The organism is Bradyrhizobium sp. LTSP849, from assembly GCF_000938255.1.
Taxonomy (GTDB): Bacteria; Pseudomonadota; Alphaproteobacteria; order Rhizobiales; family Xanthobacteraceae; genus Bradyrhizobium.
The window spans coordinates 281,246-295,102 of record NZ_JYMR01000053.1 but is presented as its reverse complement, the minus strand read 5'-3'; the positions used below and the strand labels follow the sequence as shown (position 1 = coordinate 295,102).

At 63.6% G+C, this 13,857-nt stretch carries 13 protein-coding genes; 10 read left to right on the top strand and 3 right to left on the bottom strand.

Annotated elements, in window-relative coordinates; translation table 11 throughout:
• Positions 1-166: 166 nt before the first annotated feature.
• Complete coding sequence (locus UB31_RS35000) at positions 167-2,389, top strand: tetratricopeptide repeat protein (protein ID WP_349643880.1); 2,223 nt, start codon at positions 167-169, stop codon at positions 2,387-2,389.
• Between the two features lie 114 nt (positions 2,390-2,503).
• Here the strand turns inward: UB31_RS35000 and UB31_RS34995 are convergent, their stop codons facing one another.
• The 3 genes from UB31_RS34995 to UB31_RS34985 all read right to left on the bottom strand — a co-directional run bounded on the left by UB31_RS34995 (position 2,504) and on the right by UB31_RS34985 (position 5,379).
• Positions 2,504-2,707 carry a hypothetical protein gene (locus UB31_RS34995; protein ID WP_045003118.1) on the bottom strand — a complete coding sequence of 68 codons (204 nt, stop codon included), beginning with the start codon at positions 2,705-2,707 and terminating at the stop codon, positions 2,504-2,506.
• 132 nt (positions 2,708-2,839) lie between these two features.
• A complete protein-coding gene (locus UB31_RS34990) occupies positions 2,840-4,135 on the bottom strand; it encodes a spinster family MFS transporter (protein ID WP_045014121.1) in 1,296 nt (431 codons plus the stop codon).
• Positions 4,136-4,188: 53 nt separating this feature from the next.
• Positions 4,189-5,379 (bottom strand): aromatic ring-hydroxylating dioxygenase subunit alpha, encoded by a 1,191-nt coding sequence (locus UB31_RS34985; protein ID WP_045014120.1) that lies wholly within the window; start codon positions 5,377-5,379, stop codon positions 4,189-4,191.
• 170 nt (positions 5,380-5,549) lie between these two features.
• Between UB31_RS34985 and UB31_RS34980 the strand changes: the two genes are divergently transcribed.
• From UB31_RS34980 to UB31_RS34940, 9 genes are all read left to right on the top strand, one after another.
• Entirely contained in the window at positions 5,550-6,065 is a 516-nt protein-coding gene (locus tag UB31_RS34980; protein WP_045003115.1) for a MarR family winged helix-turn-helix transcriptional regulator, read from the top strand.
• Between the two features lie 176 nt (positions 6,066-6,241).
• Positions 6,242-8,494, top strand: coding sequence for a TonB-dependent siderophore receptor (locus UB31_RS34975; protein WP_045014119.1), 2,253 nt, complete (start codon positions 6,242-6,244; stop codon positions 8,492-8,494).
• A gap of 22 nt (positions 8,495-8,516) precedes the next feature.
• The gene (locus UB31_RS34970; protein WP_045014118.1) at positions 8,517-9,653 is read left to right on the top strand and encodes a PepSY-associated TM helix domain-containing protein; all 1,137 of its coding nucleotides are present in this window, start codon (positions 8,517-8,519) and stop codon (positions 9,651-9,653) included.
• Positions 9,650-9,850, top strand: coding sequence for a hypothetical protein (locus UB31_RS34965; RefSeq protein WP_156175691.1), 201 nt, complete (start codon positions 9,650-9,652; stop codon positions 9,848-9,850). Before UB31_RS34970 ends, UB31_RS34965 begins: the two co-directional genes overlap by 4 nt.
• 269 nt (positions 9,851-10,119) lie before the next feature.
• Positions 10,120-10,485, top strand: coding sequence for an NADH-quinone oxidoreductase subunit A (locus UB31_RS34960; RefSeq protein ID WP_027550614.1), 366 nt, complete (start codon positions 10,120-10,122; stop codon positions 10,483-10,485).
• Positions 10,482-11,063: a NuoB/complex I 20 kDa subunit family protein gene (locus tag UB31_RS34955; RefSeq protein WP_502691310.1), complete on the top strand. Its 582-nt coding sequence runs from the start codon at positions 10,482-10,484 to the stop codon at positions 11,061-11,063. Before UB31_RS34960 ends, UB31_RS34955 begins: the two co-directional genes overlap by 4 nt.
• 10 nt (positions 11,064-11,073) lie before the next feature.
• The gene (locus UB31_RS34950; protein ID WP_045003110.1) at positions 11,074-11,688 is read left to right on the top strand and encodes an NADH-quinone oxidoreductase subunit C; all 615 of its coding nucleotides are present in this window, start codon (positions 11,074-11,076) and stop codon (positions 11,686-11,688) included.
• Positions 11,689-11,690: 2 nt separating this feature from the next.
• Positions 11,691-12,887: an NADH-quinone oxidoreductase subunit D gene (locus UB31_RS34945; RefSeq protein WP_045014116.1), complete on the top strand. Its 1,197-nt coding sequence runs from the start codon at positions 11,691-11,693 to the stop codon at positions 12,885-12,887.
• Complete coding sequence (locus UB31_RS34940) at positions 12,887-13,849, top strand: FkbM family methyltransferase (protein ID WP_045014115.1); 963 nt, start codon at positions 12,887-12,889, stop codon at positions 13,847-13,849. The genes UB31_RS34945 and UB31_RS34940 overlap by 1 nt, the downstream gene beginning before the upstream one ends.
• Positions 13,850-13,857 lie beyond the last annotated feature (8 nt).

The following is a 13,857-nucleotide window of genomic DNA, read 5'->3' as shown; positions in this document are numbered from 1 at the left end:
ACTTAAAGGGGGGACATGGTGAAGTCAAGGACGTTGCATTCACGGGGATCAAACGCCGGGCGGAGCAGGGCAGGACCGTATTGCCACGGCCAGGACGGCTGCCTCGGGGCTCCGAATCAATCAATAGTGTTACAAGCTCCACAGGCAATTTCCGGGGACAATTGGCTTGACCGTCGGTTCGCGCGCCTTCCAGAACGCAAGGCTCCAGAAGAAATTCAAGAAGGACGCGGACGCCGCGCTGGCGGCGGCCTACCAGGCCTACAGCAATGGCCGGCATGCCGAGGTTGAGGCGATCTGCCGGCAGATCCTCCAGGTCCTTCCCGATCATTTCGAGACGCTGCATCTGTTCGGAGTGTTTCTCAGCGACGTCAAAAGACCGGAGGAGGCCGAGCCGGTGCTTCGCGCCGCCGTGGCCGCCAGCCCGCGCTCGGCCAACGCCTATTGCGACCTCGGCACCGTCTTGTTCGAGCTCAAGCGCTATGAGGACGCGCGGACCATTCAGGAGAAGGGTGTGGCGCTCAATCCGAATTTTCCGATGGCGCTCACCAACCTCGGCAATACCCAGATGCATCTCGGGCTGCCGCGGGAGGCGATCGAGCTCCATGACCGGGCCATCAAGCTGAAGCCCGATTACGCCGACGCCTACTGCAATCGCGGGATGGCCGAACTGGCGCTCGAGCTGGCGGAGCAGGCCCTCCAAAGCTTCGAACGCGCCTTGTCATTCCAGCGGACGCATCAGGAGGCGATGGCCGGCCGCGGCATTGCGTTGCTCGAACTCCGGAACTATGCGGCAGCCGAAATCGCGTTCAACGCGGCCCTTGCGCTCAGGCCGGGCAATGAGAAGGTCTTGGCACATCGCGGACGGCTTCATCTGCGGCTTCAACGCCTTGGTCAGGCGAATGCGGATGTTGATGCGGCGCTTGCGTTGGCGCCAACGCTTGAACTGGCATTGCGAACCAAGGCGGCTGTCAGCCTCATCATGCACAATGCGACCGAGGCGATGGTGGCCTGCAAGAAGCTGCTCGAGCTGAATTCAGAGTCCATGATCGCAATCAACCTGATGGGGGTGTGCTTCGCGAGCCACGGCGACATTGCGGCGGCCATCGCGCATTACGACCGAGCGCTGGAGATCTATCCGGCTTATGAGGACGCGATCGGCAACAAGATCTTTGCCCTGGATTTCCTGCCGGGCGCGGACTTTGCAATGCTCCAGGCGGCGCGCAAAGGCTGGTGGGATGCGATCGGGGCGGTGCAACCGCGGCGGAGCCTCGCGCCGCGGCTGCTCGATCCGGACAGGCGGCTGGTGGTGGGTTATGTCTCCGGCGACTTCCGGCGGCATTCAGCGGGATTCATCTTCATGCCGGTGTTGCGCCACCGCGATCGCGCCGATTTCGAGATTGTCTGTTATTCCAACTCGCCGTTGCAGGATGAGATCACCGACGAGTTTCGCGCATTTGCGGATCGTTGGGTGGATGCGGTGCCGCTGTCCGACGAGCAATTGGCGGATCGCATCGAGGCCGACAAGGTCGATATCCTCGTCGACCTCTCGGGGCATTCGTCCGGCAATCGCCTGGGGGTCTTTGCGCGCAAGCCTGCGCCGATCCAGGTGTCGGCCTGGGGTGCGCCGACCGGCACGGGCCTGAAGACCATGGACTATCTCCTGGCGGACCCGGTTACGATCCCGCACGCGGTGCGCGATGTCTTCGCTGAAAAGATCCACGACTTGCCGTGCATTCTGACGATGACGGCGCCGTCGTCGGGCCTGCACCGGTCCGACCTGCCAATGTTGCGCAACGGCTATGTCACCTTCGGCACCTTCAACAGGATCGACAAGATTTCCGATGAGGTGCTGGCGGTGTGGTCGAGGCTGCTGCGTGCGGTGCCGGGATCGAAAATCGTCGTCAAGCACGGAGCGCTTGCCGATACCGGTTTGCGCGACCGTCTGGTCGCCCGTTTCGTGGAACAAGACGTCGCCGACGAGAGCGTGGTGTGTCTGGGGCCGAGTTCACGCGACGAGCATATGTCCGAGTACGCGAACATCGACATCTCGCTCGACCCGTTCCCGCAGAACGGTGGCGCCGGCACCTGGGAATCCCTTCACATGGGCGTCCCGGTGGTCGCCAAGCTCGGCCATTCGACCTCGGGCCGGGCAGCCGGTGGTATTCTCAAGGCCATTGGGCTCGACGAGTGGGTCGCGGAGGATGACGAAGGATACATCGCGATCGCAAAGCGGTTTGCAGAGGCTCCCGCCGAGCTGGCTGCGCTGCGCGAGGACCTGCCGGCACGGATCGCGGCGTCCGCCGCGGGCAACGGCGAGATCTATACTCGCCACGTCGAGGCGGCCTACCGCCAATTCTGGCGCGACTATTGCGCCTCGCAGGCCCACTGATTTGATTCCAAGCCTGTTAATTCAAAGGCTTGGCTCGCGGCCTTAAGCCTCTGCTGGAAAGCAAAAGGCCGCCCTGGAGCGGCCGTTTCGTCTCAAACCGGACCTTTTCCGCGATTAGCGGATTTCCGAGGTCCCCGAGCTCGTGATCACCACCGGCTTGCCGGCCTTGAGCACGTGGGTGGACTGGGCGGTCTGGCTGTAATCGGCGTTGGTGCGGGCTGCGATCCCGAAGGCGGCCACTGCGATACCGGCCACCAGTGCCACCACTACGATCTTCATGTGGGTACCGCGATCAGCAGAGTGAATTGAATGGTTCATCTGAGCCTCCCGACGGGCTTTGCCCCCGTCTGTTGGCTCTTTTTCTAGAGACCATCTGTTTCCGGATGGTTTCGCGGGTTCCGCAAAATGGTTTCATTAATGCGCCCGGTTGGTTTCGCCAGGCTGGCGGCCTCAGGCGGCGGCCCGGCCGATATCGGCCCGGATCGACCGGGCGGCCCAGACGAACAGGAGGGCGCCGAGCGAGGTCGTGACCGCCGCCGAGAGCAGGGAATAGCGCACGGCGTCGGCTCCAAAACTGCCCTTCAGGGCGTCGTTGACCACGCCCACGGCGAGCGGGCCGACGCCCTGGCCGAAGCAGGTCGCGGTCAGCGCAATCAGCGCCGAGGCCAGCGCCCGCATGCTCGGCTTTGCCACAGTCTGTGCGATCGCGAAGATCGGCCCGAGGTGGAAGCCGACCAGGAACGAGGTCAGCGCCAGCATCGCCACCATCATCGCGAAATCCTGCGTCAGCATGCACAGCGCAAACACCGGGCCGGCGAGGCCTGAGGTGATCGCCGGCGCCCACAGCTTCCAGCGATCGTCGCGGCGGCTGATATTGGCCACCACGAAGCCGCCGAGCAGGGTACCGGCCATGCCGGCGAGTCCCTTGAAGGTGCCGGCATAGGTGCCGATCTCGGCGCTCGACAGATGATGCACGCGGGCGAGGAACGGCGGGATCCAGGCTGCGGTCGCATAATTGGTGTAGGTGGTGAGGCAGAAACCGACCAGCACGATGACAAAGCTTTGCTGCGAGGCCAGGAAGCGCAGCGTCGGGCCGAGCGGCTCGGGCACGAAACTCTCCTGCATCGCGCCGCGCTTCGGCTCGGAGACCGTCAGCCACAGGACAGCCGCGAGCAGGATGCCGGGCAGGCCCGCGACATAGAACGCCATCCGCCAGCCATAGTGCTGGTTGACATAGCCGCCGACGAAATAGCCGAGGAAAACGCCGAGATAGGTGCCGACGGCGTAGATGCCGAGCGCGCGCGGGCGCTCGTTCTTGGCAAAGAGATCGGCGACGATCGACTGCGAGGCGGGGGAGCCGGCGGATTCGCCGATGCCGACCCCGATTCTGGCGAACGCCAGCGCGGTCACGCTCGACGCCATGCCGCACAGCGCCGTCATCGCGCTCCAGAACGCGAACGCCATCGCCACGATGTTGCGGCGGTTGAGCCGGTCGGCCACGCGCGCGATGGGAATGCCGAGCAGGGAGTAGAACAGCGCGAAGCCGAAGCCGGCGAGCAGGCCCATCATGGTGTCGCTGAGCTGGAACTCTTTCTTGATCGGCTCGATCAGGACATTGAAGATCGTGCGGTCGAGGAAGTTCAGCGCGTAGATGATGGTGAGCAGGCCCAGCACGTAGTAGCGCCGCGCCGACGGCGTTGCCGCGGCGGCCGTTTGCACCGGCACCTGTGACGTCACATCGACCATCGCTTCCCCCAATGTGTCTTTGTTGTTGTCGTTGGTCCAGCCCTTGCGGGCTGTCAGCCTTCGCGGATGTAGTTCCCCGCTTCGAACTCGACCGGCTGTGCGCCTGCGTCAAATGATACGCCGATCGGGTCGCGGCCCGCTTCCATCGCATCGAGCTGATCGCTGAGCATGCGCCGGATCATCAGGATACCGCGGTCGCTCTGGCCAAAATGCTCCTCGGAATGGATGGTCGTCGCGCCCTGGCCGACCTGGGCCTCGTAATCGCCGGGGAATTGCTGGTGCTCGGCCTCCGTCATGTCCCACCAGAACTTGCCGTTGAACTTCGAGCGCATGCGGCCGATGTCGCCGGACGTCTTGATGCGGCCGGCGACGTAGATGCGGAAAGACGTGTCGTCGATCGGCAGCGTCCAGCCGATCGACTCGACACGGGCAAACTGCGCGACGCGCGGGTTCGGCACCACGCGCAAGGTGGGCAGCGCCGCTTCAGTGACGCGGTAAAACACCTTGCCGTCGTCCTGCTTGCGGATCGAGCGCACGGCGATCCCGCGCGGCGTCTTGTCGAACGTCACCTCCGGCATCGAGGCCATCATGTTGGTGAATTGCGGCCCTGAGAACGAACCGTGCAGGACAGGCACGTGATAGGGATCGACCACGTTCTCGAAATGCTGGAGCCAGTTGCAGGGGATGATCGCCGGCCCGCCGCCGCCGATCGAGGAATCGTCGGCCTCGACGAACTCGCCGTCGTCCATGTTTTCCAGGCATTCGTAAGCCGGCAGCACCGGACGTTTCTCGGCCGGGCCCATATAGGCGAAGATCAGCCCGTAGCGCTCCTCGACCGGATACCAGGGCTGACGCACCTTGTCCTTGAATTGACCGCCATCGGGTTCGCAAGGCTGGTCCAGGCAGTGGCCCTCGGTGTCGAACTTCCAGCCGTGATAGCAGCAGCGGATGCCGTCTTCCTCGACCTTGCCGTAATAGAGCGTGGTGCCGCGATGGCAGCAACGGGCGTGCAACAGGCCGACCCGGCCATGCTTGTCGCGGAACAGGATCAGGTCCTCACCGAGTGTGCGCACCTTCTTCGGCGTGTCGGTGGCATCACGCGTGAGCCCGACCGGATGCCAGTAGCGGCGGAGCAGTTCGCCCATCGGCGTGCCGCGCACGACCGAGGTGAGTTCGGTGCGCGTATGCGCCGGCTTCATCGCATAGGCGGTGCCGAGATCGCGATCCCGCTGGGTGATGTTCATGCTGATCCTCCCGCCGCAGGTCTTGGGTGACCCGAGTCATCTTCATCTGTTGACCCAGTGAAGGGTAGATCGATGACATTGTCAACGATTTTCAAAATGCCTCTTAATTGCATTTGGATGCTGCAGTGCGCGGGCTTGGCACACCACGGCTTTCTTGGCACAGGTGAGACATGAGCGAGACACAGAGCAGGGACGGGCGCGCATCGCCCGAGGCCGACGACAGCGGGGCGCCCGCACCGATCACCGTGATGCTGTCGTCGCGGCTGATGGTGCTTGCCAATCTGCTCAAGCGCGGCGCCATCCTGCGCTACAAGCGGCTCGCCGGATTGTCCTCGGTCGAATTCGGCCTCGTCGCCTCGCTCGGCCGGCGTCCGCCGATGAGCGTGGCGCGACTCGCCGAAGCGGTCGGCCAGGACAAGGGACAGATCAGCCGCGCGCTCGCTGAGCTCGTCTCGCGCAAGCTGATCGTGAAATCGGCCAACCCCAAAGACAGCCGCGAAGTGCTGGTGTCGCTGACGCCGGCAGGACTCGCCGCGCATGATGCGATCGTCGCCGGTGCGCAGGAGCGCAATCGACGGCTGCTGGAACATCTGAGCAAGGACGAGTTCGACACCTTGCTCGCACAGATCGAGCGTCTCACTGCGACAGCGGAAGAGATGCTCGAGGCCGAGAAAGCGCCGCGCTGATCTCTCAGCAATCTCTGGACATGTTGGATCGCTTCTAAGAGCGTCTCTAAGAAGCTTTCAATTAGGGAAATCGCGCGCCCTCACATAAGCGTCACCGCAAACGCATGCCGTCACGGGACTGGCGGCATGACGCATCAAACATGCAGTGTTGGGGTGGCGCGTTGAACAGTCTTCGTATGCTGCGGTCGGCCGTGTTGGCGACCGCGTCCGCTTGGGTTTTGATGCCGCAGGCGTCGCTCGCGCAATCGTCGGCGCAAAGCGGCGCGCAGAGCCTGCCGTCGGTGACCGTCACCGCGCCGGAACAGCGCCGCCGCGCGGCGACGACTGCTCCGCGCCGCGCGCAGCGTTCAACGGCCGTGGCCAACAACCGGAAACCGCAGCCGCAACGTAATGTCGGCTTCGTCGAGACTGCGCGCGGCCCCGTCCACGGCTACGTCGCCAACCGCAGTTCGTCCGGCACCAAGACCAACACGCCGATCATGGAGACGCCGCAGGCGGTCTCGGTGATCGGTGCGGAGCAGATCCGCGACCAGAAGCCGAACAAGCTCGACGAGGTCCTGCGCTACACCGCCGGCGTGCGCGCCGGCACCTTCGGCGCTGATACGCGCAACGACTGGTGGCTGATCCGCGGCTTCAAGTCCGATGACATCGGGCTGTTCCTCGACGGCATGCAGCTGTTCTACACGTCCTATGCGAGCTGGAAGCTCCAGCCGCCGAACATGGAGCGGGTCGAGGTGCTGCGCGGCCCGTCGGCCGTGCTCTATGGCGGATCGAGCCCGAGCGGCATCGTCAACGTCATCAGCAAGATGCCGCCGACCGAGCCGGTCCGCTACATCGAGACCGGCGTCAACAATTTCGGCAATGCCTATGTCGGCTTCGATGCCGGTGGTCCCGTCGCGACGCAGCCCCAGGACGGCAAGCTGTTCTACCGGGTCGTCGGCCAGGTTCAGAACGGCAACACACAGGTCAACTTCACGCCGGACAACAACTACTTCATCGCGCCGTCGTTCACCTGGAAGCCGGATGCCGACACGACCTTCACCGTGCTGGCATCGGCCTCGAAGCAGGATACCCGCGGCATCAACTTCCTGCCCTATCAGGGCACGGTGACCAGCGCGCCGTTCGGCAAGATTCCGACCAGCTTCTTCGCCGGCGATCCCAGCGTCGACAAGTTCACGCGCGAGCAGGAGATGCTCGGCTATCAGTTCGAGCGCAATCTCACCGACGATCTGACGTTCCGGCAGAACGCGCGGTTTGCGCATGTCGACGTGACTTATCGCGGTTACGTCGGCAGCGATTGGGGCAATGCGGCGACGGCCACTCTCAATCGCTACAATTGGTACGCGAAGAACACTGCCAACCAGGCCGATCTCGACAACCAGTTAGAGTACCGTTTCAACACCGGTCCGGTAAAGCACACGATGTTGTTCGGGGTCGACCTGAAGGGCTACCAGATCGACGACTATGAGGCCTTCGGGTTCGGCGTGTCCTCGATCAACGTGCTCAATCCCGCCTATGGGGCAGCCGAGGTTCCGCTACCGACCGCTCCGTTCCGAAACTTCCAGATCACGCAGAAGCAGGCCGGCACTTATCTCCAGGACCAGATGAAGCTCGGCAACTTCACTTTGGTGCTGAGCGGCCGTAATGACTGGGTGGAGACGACGCAGGCCGCCCGTGACACCGGCGCCACCGTCGGCCAGCGCGACGACAGCAAGTTCAGCGGGCGCGCCGGACTTATCTACAATTTCGACAACGGGATCGCGCCGTATGTGTCGTACGCGACGAGCTACAATCCGATCATCGGCCTCAACGCGACGAACCAGCTGTTCCTGCCGGAGACGGGCCAGCAGGCCGAAATCGGCGTGAAGGTCGCGCCCAAGGGATTTGACGGCTACTTCACCGCCGCGGTGTTCGATCTGAAACGCCAGAACGTGCCGTCCGCTGCGCCGGGCGCCATCGTCACGCTGCAAAACCAGACCAGTGAGGTCACTTCGCGCGGTATCGAGCTTGAGGCGGTGGCCAACGCCACGAAGGAGCTGAAGCTGATCGGCTCGTTCACCGCTTACCACCTCTTCACCAGCAAGGATCTCGATCCAACCCTGATCGGCAAGACGCCGACCAACACGCCGGAGATGCTGATCTCGGGCTGGGCCGACTACACTTTCAAGGACGGGCCGCTCGAAGGATTCGGGTTCGGCGGCGGCGTGCGTTATGTCGGCTCGTCCTGGGCCGACACGGCCAACACGCTGGAAGTTCCCGCGGTGGTGCTCGGCGATCTCGCGGTCCACTACGAATGGCAGAACTGGCGCACGGCCATCAACGTGATCAATCTGACCGACAAGATCTATGTCGCGAGCTGCGCCTCGGCCTCGTCCTGCTTCTACGGCGATCGCCGGCGCGTCACCGCCAGCGTGTCCTACAAATGGTAGGCGCAGGCGAGGGGAGGGTTTTGTGAAGGCGCGCACGGTCAGGCTCTGGTCCGTGGTCCACACCTGGACCAGCCTGATCTCGACATTGTTCCTGCTTTTGCTCTGTCTGACCGGCCTGCCGCTGATCTTCCATCACGAGATCGATGAGCTCCTGGGCTACGCCCCCCAGCCCGAAGCTCATGCGAGCGCGGCGCGCGCGACGCCCCAAGTCGTCGCTGACGCCGCGCTCGCCGCCGATCCCGGTCGCGTCCTGCAATACGTTTCATGGGACAAGGACGAGCCCGGGATCGTGATTGCCTTCACCAACAACGCTCCCGATGGTGCGCCCGACAACGCCACCTTGCGCGCCTTCGATGCGGTCTCGGCCAAGCTGCTCGGGCCGGTCGGTGTCGGGCCGATGCTGATCGTGCTCAAGCTGCACACCGACATGTTCGCAGGCCAGGCCGGAAAGCTGTTTCTTGGCGGGATGGGCCTGCTGTTCGCCGTCGCGATCGTCTCCGGCGTGGTGCTCTACTGGCCGTTCACCCGCCGCCTGCGCTTTGCGACCATCCGCGATCATGCCTCGCGCCGCGTGCGCTGGCTGGACTGGCACAATCTGATTGGCGTCGTGACGGTGGCCTGGGCGCTGGTGGTCGGGCTGACCGGCGTCGTCAACACCTGGGCCGAGCTGATGCTGAACCAGTGGAAGGCGACCGAGCTTGCCAGCATGGTCGCGCCCTATGCCGGCAAGCCGCCGCCATTGCATCTTGCCTCGCTCGATGACGTCGTGGCGCGCGCCAGACAGGCGGCTCCGGGCATGGAGATCGCCTTCATCGCGTTTCCGGGCACGCCGTTCACGTCCTCGCACCATTTCGCAGCTTTCATGCGCGGCGACACGGCGTTGACGGCGCGGCTGTTGAAGCCGGTTCTGCTCGACGGCGAAACCGGGGAGGTCGCCGACAGTCGGGCACTGCCGCTGTATCTCCAGGCGCTCTTCATCTCGCAGCCGTTGCATTTCGGCGACTATGGCGGGATGCCGCTGAAAGTGATCTGGGCTGCGCTCGACATGCTCACGATCGTTGTGATCGGCAGCGGCCTCTATCTATGGCTGGCCCGGCGGCGCAAGCGTGCACCCGCCCGCACTGACGCATTCGCGAAACGAGCCCCGGTCCCGTCGTGATGCATGGCTCGTCCGGCCCTTCGCACCTGCGGATACGTGTCTTTGCTGCACCTATCCTGCTGGCGGCTGCGACCATCACCGGCCTGCTGGCCGCGCTGCTCTGGGGCACGGTCGGCCAGTATGTCGCCTGGGTGACGGTGGGGGCGCCCGTGCTTGTCGTTCTCGGGGTCTGGCTGCGCCGCAGCAAGAAAGCATAATCGTCCAAGACGTGTGGCCGCCTGCGGGAGAATGCTCCCGCGGAGCGTATGATCGGCGGTGGGGAGGCTGAGGGGCCGCCCTTGCTGGCTTGGCCGATCTGCTCCATACCAGCGCGGGGCGATTCCGGGATTTCCACCGTTTCGGGGGCGGCAAAGGGCCTAAAAAGAGCGTGTCTTGCGCCCATTGGTGCACTGCGCTAAGGCTCAGAACAATTCCAAACTGGACGAATCCGCGGCTGTCCCGAGGCTGCGGGAAAAAGGGCTCGCCAATGAGCGGCATTCTACAGAACTATCTTCCACTCGTCGTCTTCATAGGGGTCGCGGGCCTCATCGGCCTGGTGCTGCTGATCGCCCCCTTCATCGTGGCGTTCCAGCAGCCGGACCCGGAAAAACTCTCGGCGTATGAGTGCGGCTTCAACGCCTTCGACGACGCCCGCATGAAGTTCGATGTCCGCTTCTATCTGGTCGCCATCCTCTTCATCATCTTCGACCTCGAGGTGGCGTTCCTGTTTCCCTGGGCGGTCGCGTTCGGCAAGCTTGGCGCGACCGGCTTCTGGTCCATGCTGGTGTTCCTCGCCGTGCTGACGGTGGGCTTCGCCTATGAATGGAAGAAAGGCGCACTCGAATGGGATTGAACCCTGCACCATCGGCTGGCCCCATCGTAACGCCGGCCCCCAAGGGCATCCTGGATCCGTCGACCGGCAAACCGGTCGGGGCCAATGATCCGTTCTTCCTCGAGGTCAACTCCGAGCTGTCCGACAAGGGCTTCTTCGTGGCCGCGACCGACGACCTCATCACCTGGGCGCGTACCGGCTCGCTGATGTGGATGACCTTCGGTCTCGCCTGCTGCGCCGTCGAGATGATGCAGGTGTCGATGCCGCGCTACGACGTCGAGCGCTTCGGCTTCGCGCCGCGTGCCTCGCCGCGCCAGTCCGACGTGATGATCGTCGCCGGCACGCTGACCAACAAGATGGCGCCTGCGCTGCGCAAGGTCTACGACCAGATGCCCGAGCCGCGCTACGTCATCTCGATGGGTTCCTGCGCCAATGGCGGCGGCTACTATCACTATTCCTACTCGGTCGTGCGCGGCTGCGACCGCATCGTGCCGATCGACATCTATGTGCCGGGCTGCCCGCCCACGGCGGAAGCGCTGCTCTACGGCGTGCTGCTGCTTCAGAAGAAGATCCGGCGCACTGGTACCATCGAACGCTAAGGTTTACGTCATGGACGATGGCAAGCTCGACGCCCTGGGGCAAACGATCGTTAGCGCGCTTCCGGGCGCCGCCACCGGTCACACGGTGGCCTTCAACCAGCTCACTGTTGATGTCGAGGCCAGCAAGATCGTCGAGGTGGTCAAGTACCTCCGCGACGACCCAAATTGCCGCTTCATCAACTTCACCGACATCACGGCGGTGGATTATCCGGATCGCGAGAAGCGGTTCGACGTGATCTATCACTTCCTGTCACCGGCGCTGAACACGCGGGTCCGGCTCAAGGCCCAGGCCGACGAGACCACGCAGGTGCCGTCGCTGATCGACGTGTTTCCCGGTGCCGACTGGTTCGAGCGCGAGGCCTACGACCTCTATGGCGTGATCTTCGTCGGCCATCCCGACATGCGCCGCCTGCTCACCGATTACGGCTTCGAGGGGCATCCGCTGCGCAAGGATTTCCCGACCACCGGCTTTCTCGAGGTTCGCTACGACGACCAGGAGAAGCGCGTGGTGTACGAGCCGGTCCGGCTCAACCAGGAATTCCGCAAGTTCGACTTTCTGTCGCCGTGGGAGGGGGCCGATTATCCGGTCCTTCCGGGGGATGAAAAAGCAGGGCCGAAGGTCTGATCATGAACGAGCAACCCGAAGTTCTTCGTAACTTCACGATCAATTTTGGTCCGCAGCATCCGGCGGCCCATGGTGTGTTGCGCCTCGTGCTGGAGCTTGACGGCGAAGTCGTGGCCCGCGTCGATCCCCATATCGGCCTGCTTCACCGCGGCACCGAAAAGCTGATCGAGCAGAAGACCTATCTGCAGGCGATCCCGTATTTCGACCGGCTCGACTACGTCGCGCCGATGAATCAGGAGCATGCCTTCTGCATGGCGGCCGAAAAGCTGCTCGGCATCGAGGTGCCGCGCCGCGGCCAGTTGATCCGCGTGCTCTATTGCGAGATCGGGCGCATCCTCTCACATCTTCTCAACGTCACCACGCAGGCGATGGACGTCGGCGCGCTGACCCCGCCGCTGTGGGGTTTCGAAGAGCGCGAGAAGCTGATGGTGTTCTACGAGCGCGCCTCGGGCAGCCGCATGCACGCAGCCTTCTTCCGCGTCGGCGGCGTGCATCAGGATCTGCCGCAAAAGCTGGTCAACGACATCGAGGCCTGGTGCGATCCGTTCCTGAAAGTGGTCGAGGACCTCGACCGCCTGCTCACCGCCAACCGCATCTTCAAGCAGCGCAACGTCGACATCGGCGTGGTGCCGCTGAAGGAAGCCTGGGAGTGGGGTTTTTCGGGCGTGATGGTGCGCGGCTCGGGCGCGGCCTGGGATCTGCGCAAGTCGCAGCCCTATGAATGCTACGCCGAGATGGATTTCGACATTCCGATCGGCAAGAACGGCGACTGCTACGACCGCTACCTGATCCGCATGGAAGAGATGCGCCAGTCCGTGCGCATCATGAAGCAGTGCATCCAGAAGCTGAATGCGCCGGACGGGAAGGGTCCCGTCGTCGTCGAGGACAACAAGGTCGCGCCGCCGCGCCGTGGCGACATGAAGCGCTCGATGGAAGCGCTGATCCACCACTTCAAGCTCTACACCGAGGGCGTCCACGTGCCGGCCGGCGAGGTCTATGTCGCGGTCGAGGCGCCCAAGGGCGAGTTCGGCGTCTATCTCGTCTCCGACGGCAGCAACAAGCCCTACAAGTGCAAGATCCGCGCGCCGGGCTTTGCGCATCTGCAAGCGATGGATCACATCTGCCGCGGCCATCTGCTCGCCGACGTCTCGGCGATCTTGGGCTCGCTCGACATCGTGTTCGGAGAGGTCGATCGGTGATGGCGCAGGCGCCAATCCAGTTTGACCGTGCCTCGGGGGCCCTTGAAGGGGCCAACCTGTGGGAGCGGACGGCTGCCTTGGCGCTGGTGACGGGAGCGAAGATCTCGTCGCACTTCTCGCATATGGGCTACATCGCCTGCGCCAATTTGCTGGCGAAGACGCTGCCCAAGCGCAACATTGCGATCAAGCTCAATCCCGACGCTGCGTTTGAATTCCCCTATGGTGACGGCTATTGGAGCAAGCTGCTCGACCGCTCCTACAGCTATGAGGGCGAGCTCGAGCTGCTGTTCGCCGACTCGATCGACGTCGATTACACGCTGCTCGATTGCGGCGCCAATTACGGCTACTGGTCGGTGCTGGTCTCGAGCAAGCTGTTCGGCGCGCACAAGGCGATCGCGATCGAGCCGTCAGGGCAGAACTATCCAAAGCTCGCCAACAATTCGCGGATCAACGGCAACCGCTTCGAGACCATGAAATGCGCGATCGGCGCATCGCGCGGTACTGCGCGGCTGTCCGGCACCAAGCATGAGGCCTTCAGCATCGCCGGCGACGTGTCTGATGGCGGTGAGGAGGTTCCGGTGCTCGCGCTGGATAATCTCATCGACGACGGCAAGGTCTCGGCCAACGGCAAATATCTGATCAAGCTTGACGTCGAAGGCGTCGAGATCGAGGCGATCAAGGGCGGCGCCCGTCTGCTTCAGGCCGACAGCGTCATCATGTGCGAGGAGCACGGCAGCGACCGCTCACACGCGGTGTCGCGCTACATCCTCGAACAGACCCCGATGAAGCTGATCGTGCTCGATCCGCGCACCAACCGGCTGGAGACCGTCAGCGATCTGTCGATCCTCGACCGCATCAAGGTTTCGACCCACGTCGGCTACAACGTTTTCGGCACCGCAAGCGCATTCTGGCAGGACAGGATCAATGCCCTGAATGCGAAAACCACGCGCCGTATGCAGTGAGAGAATAA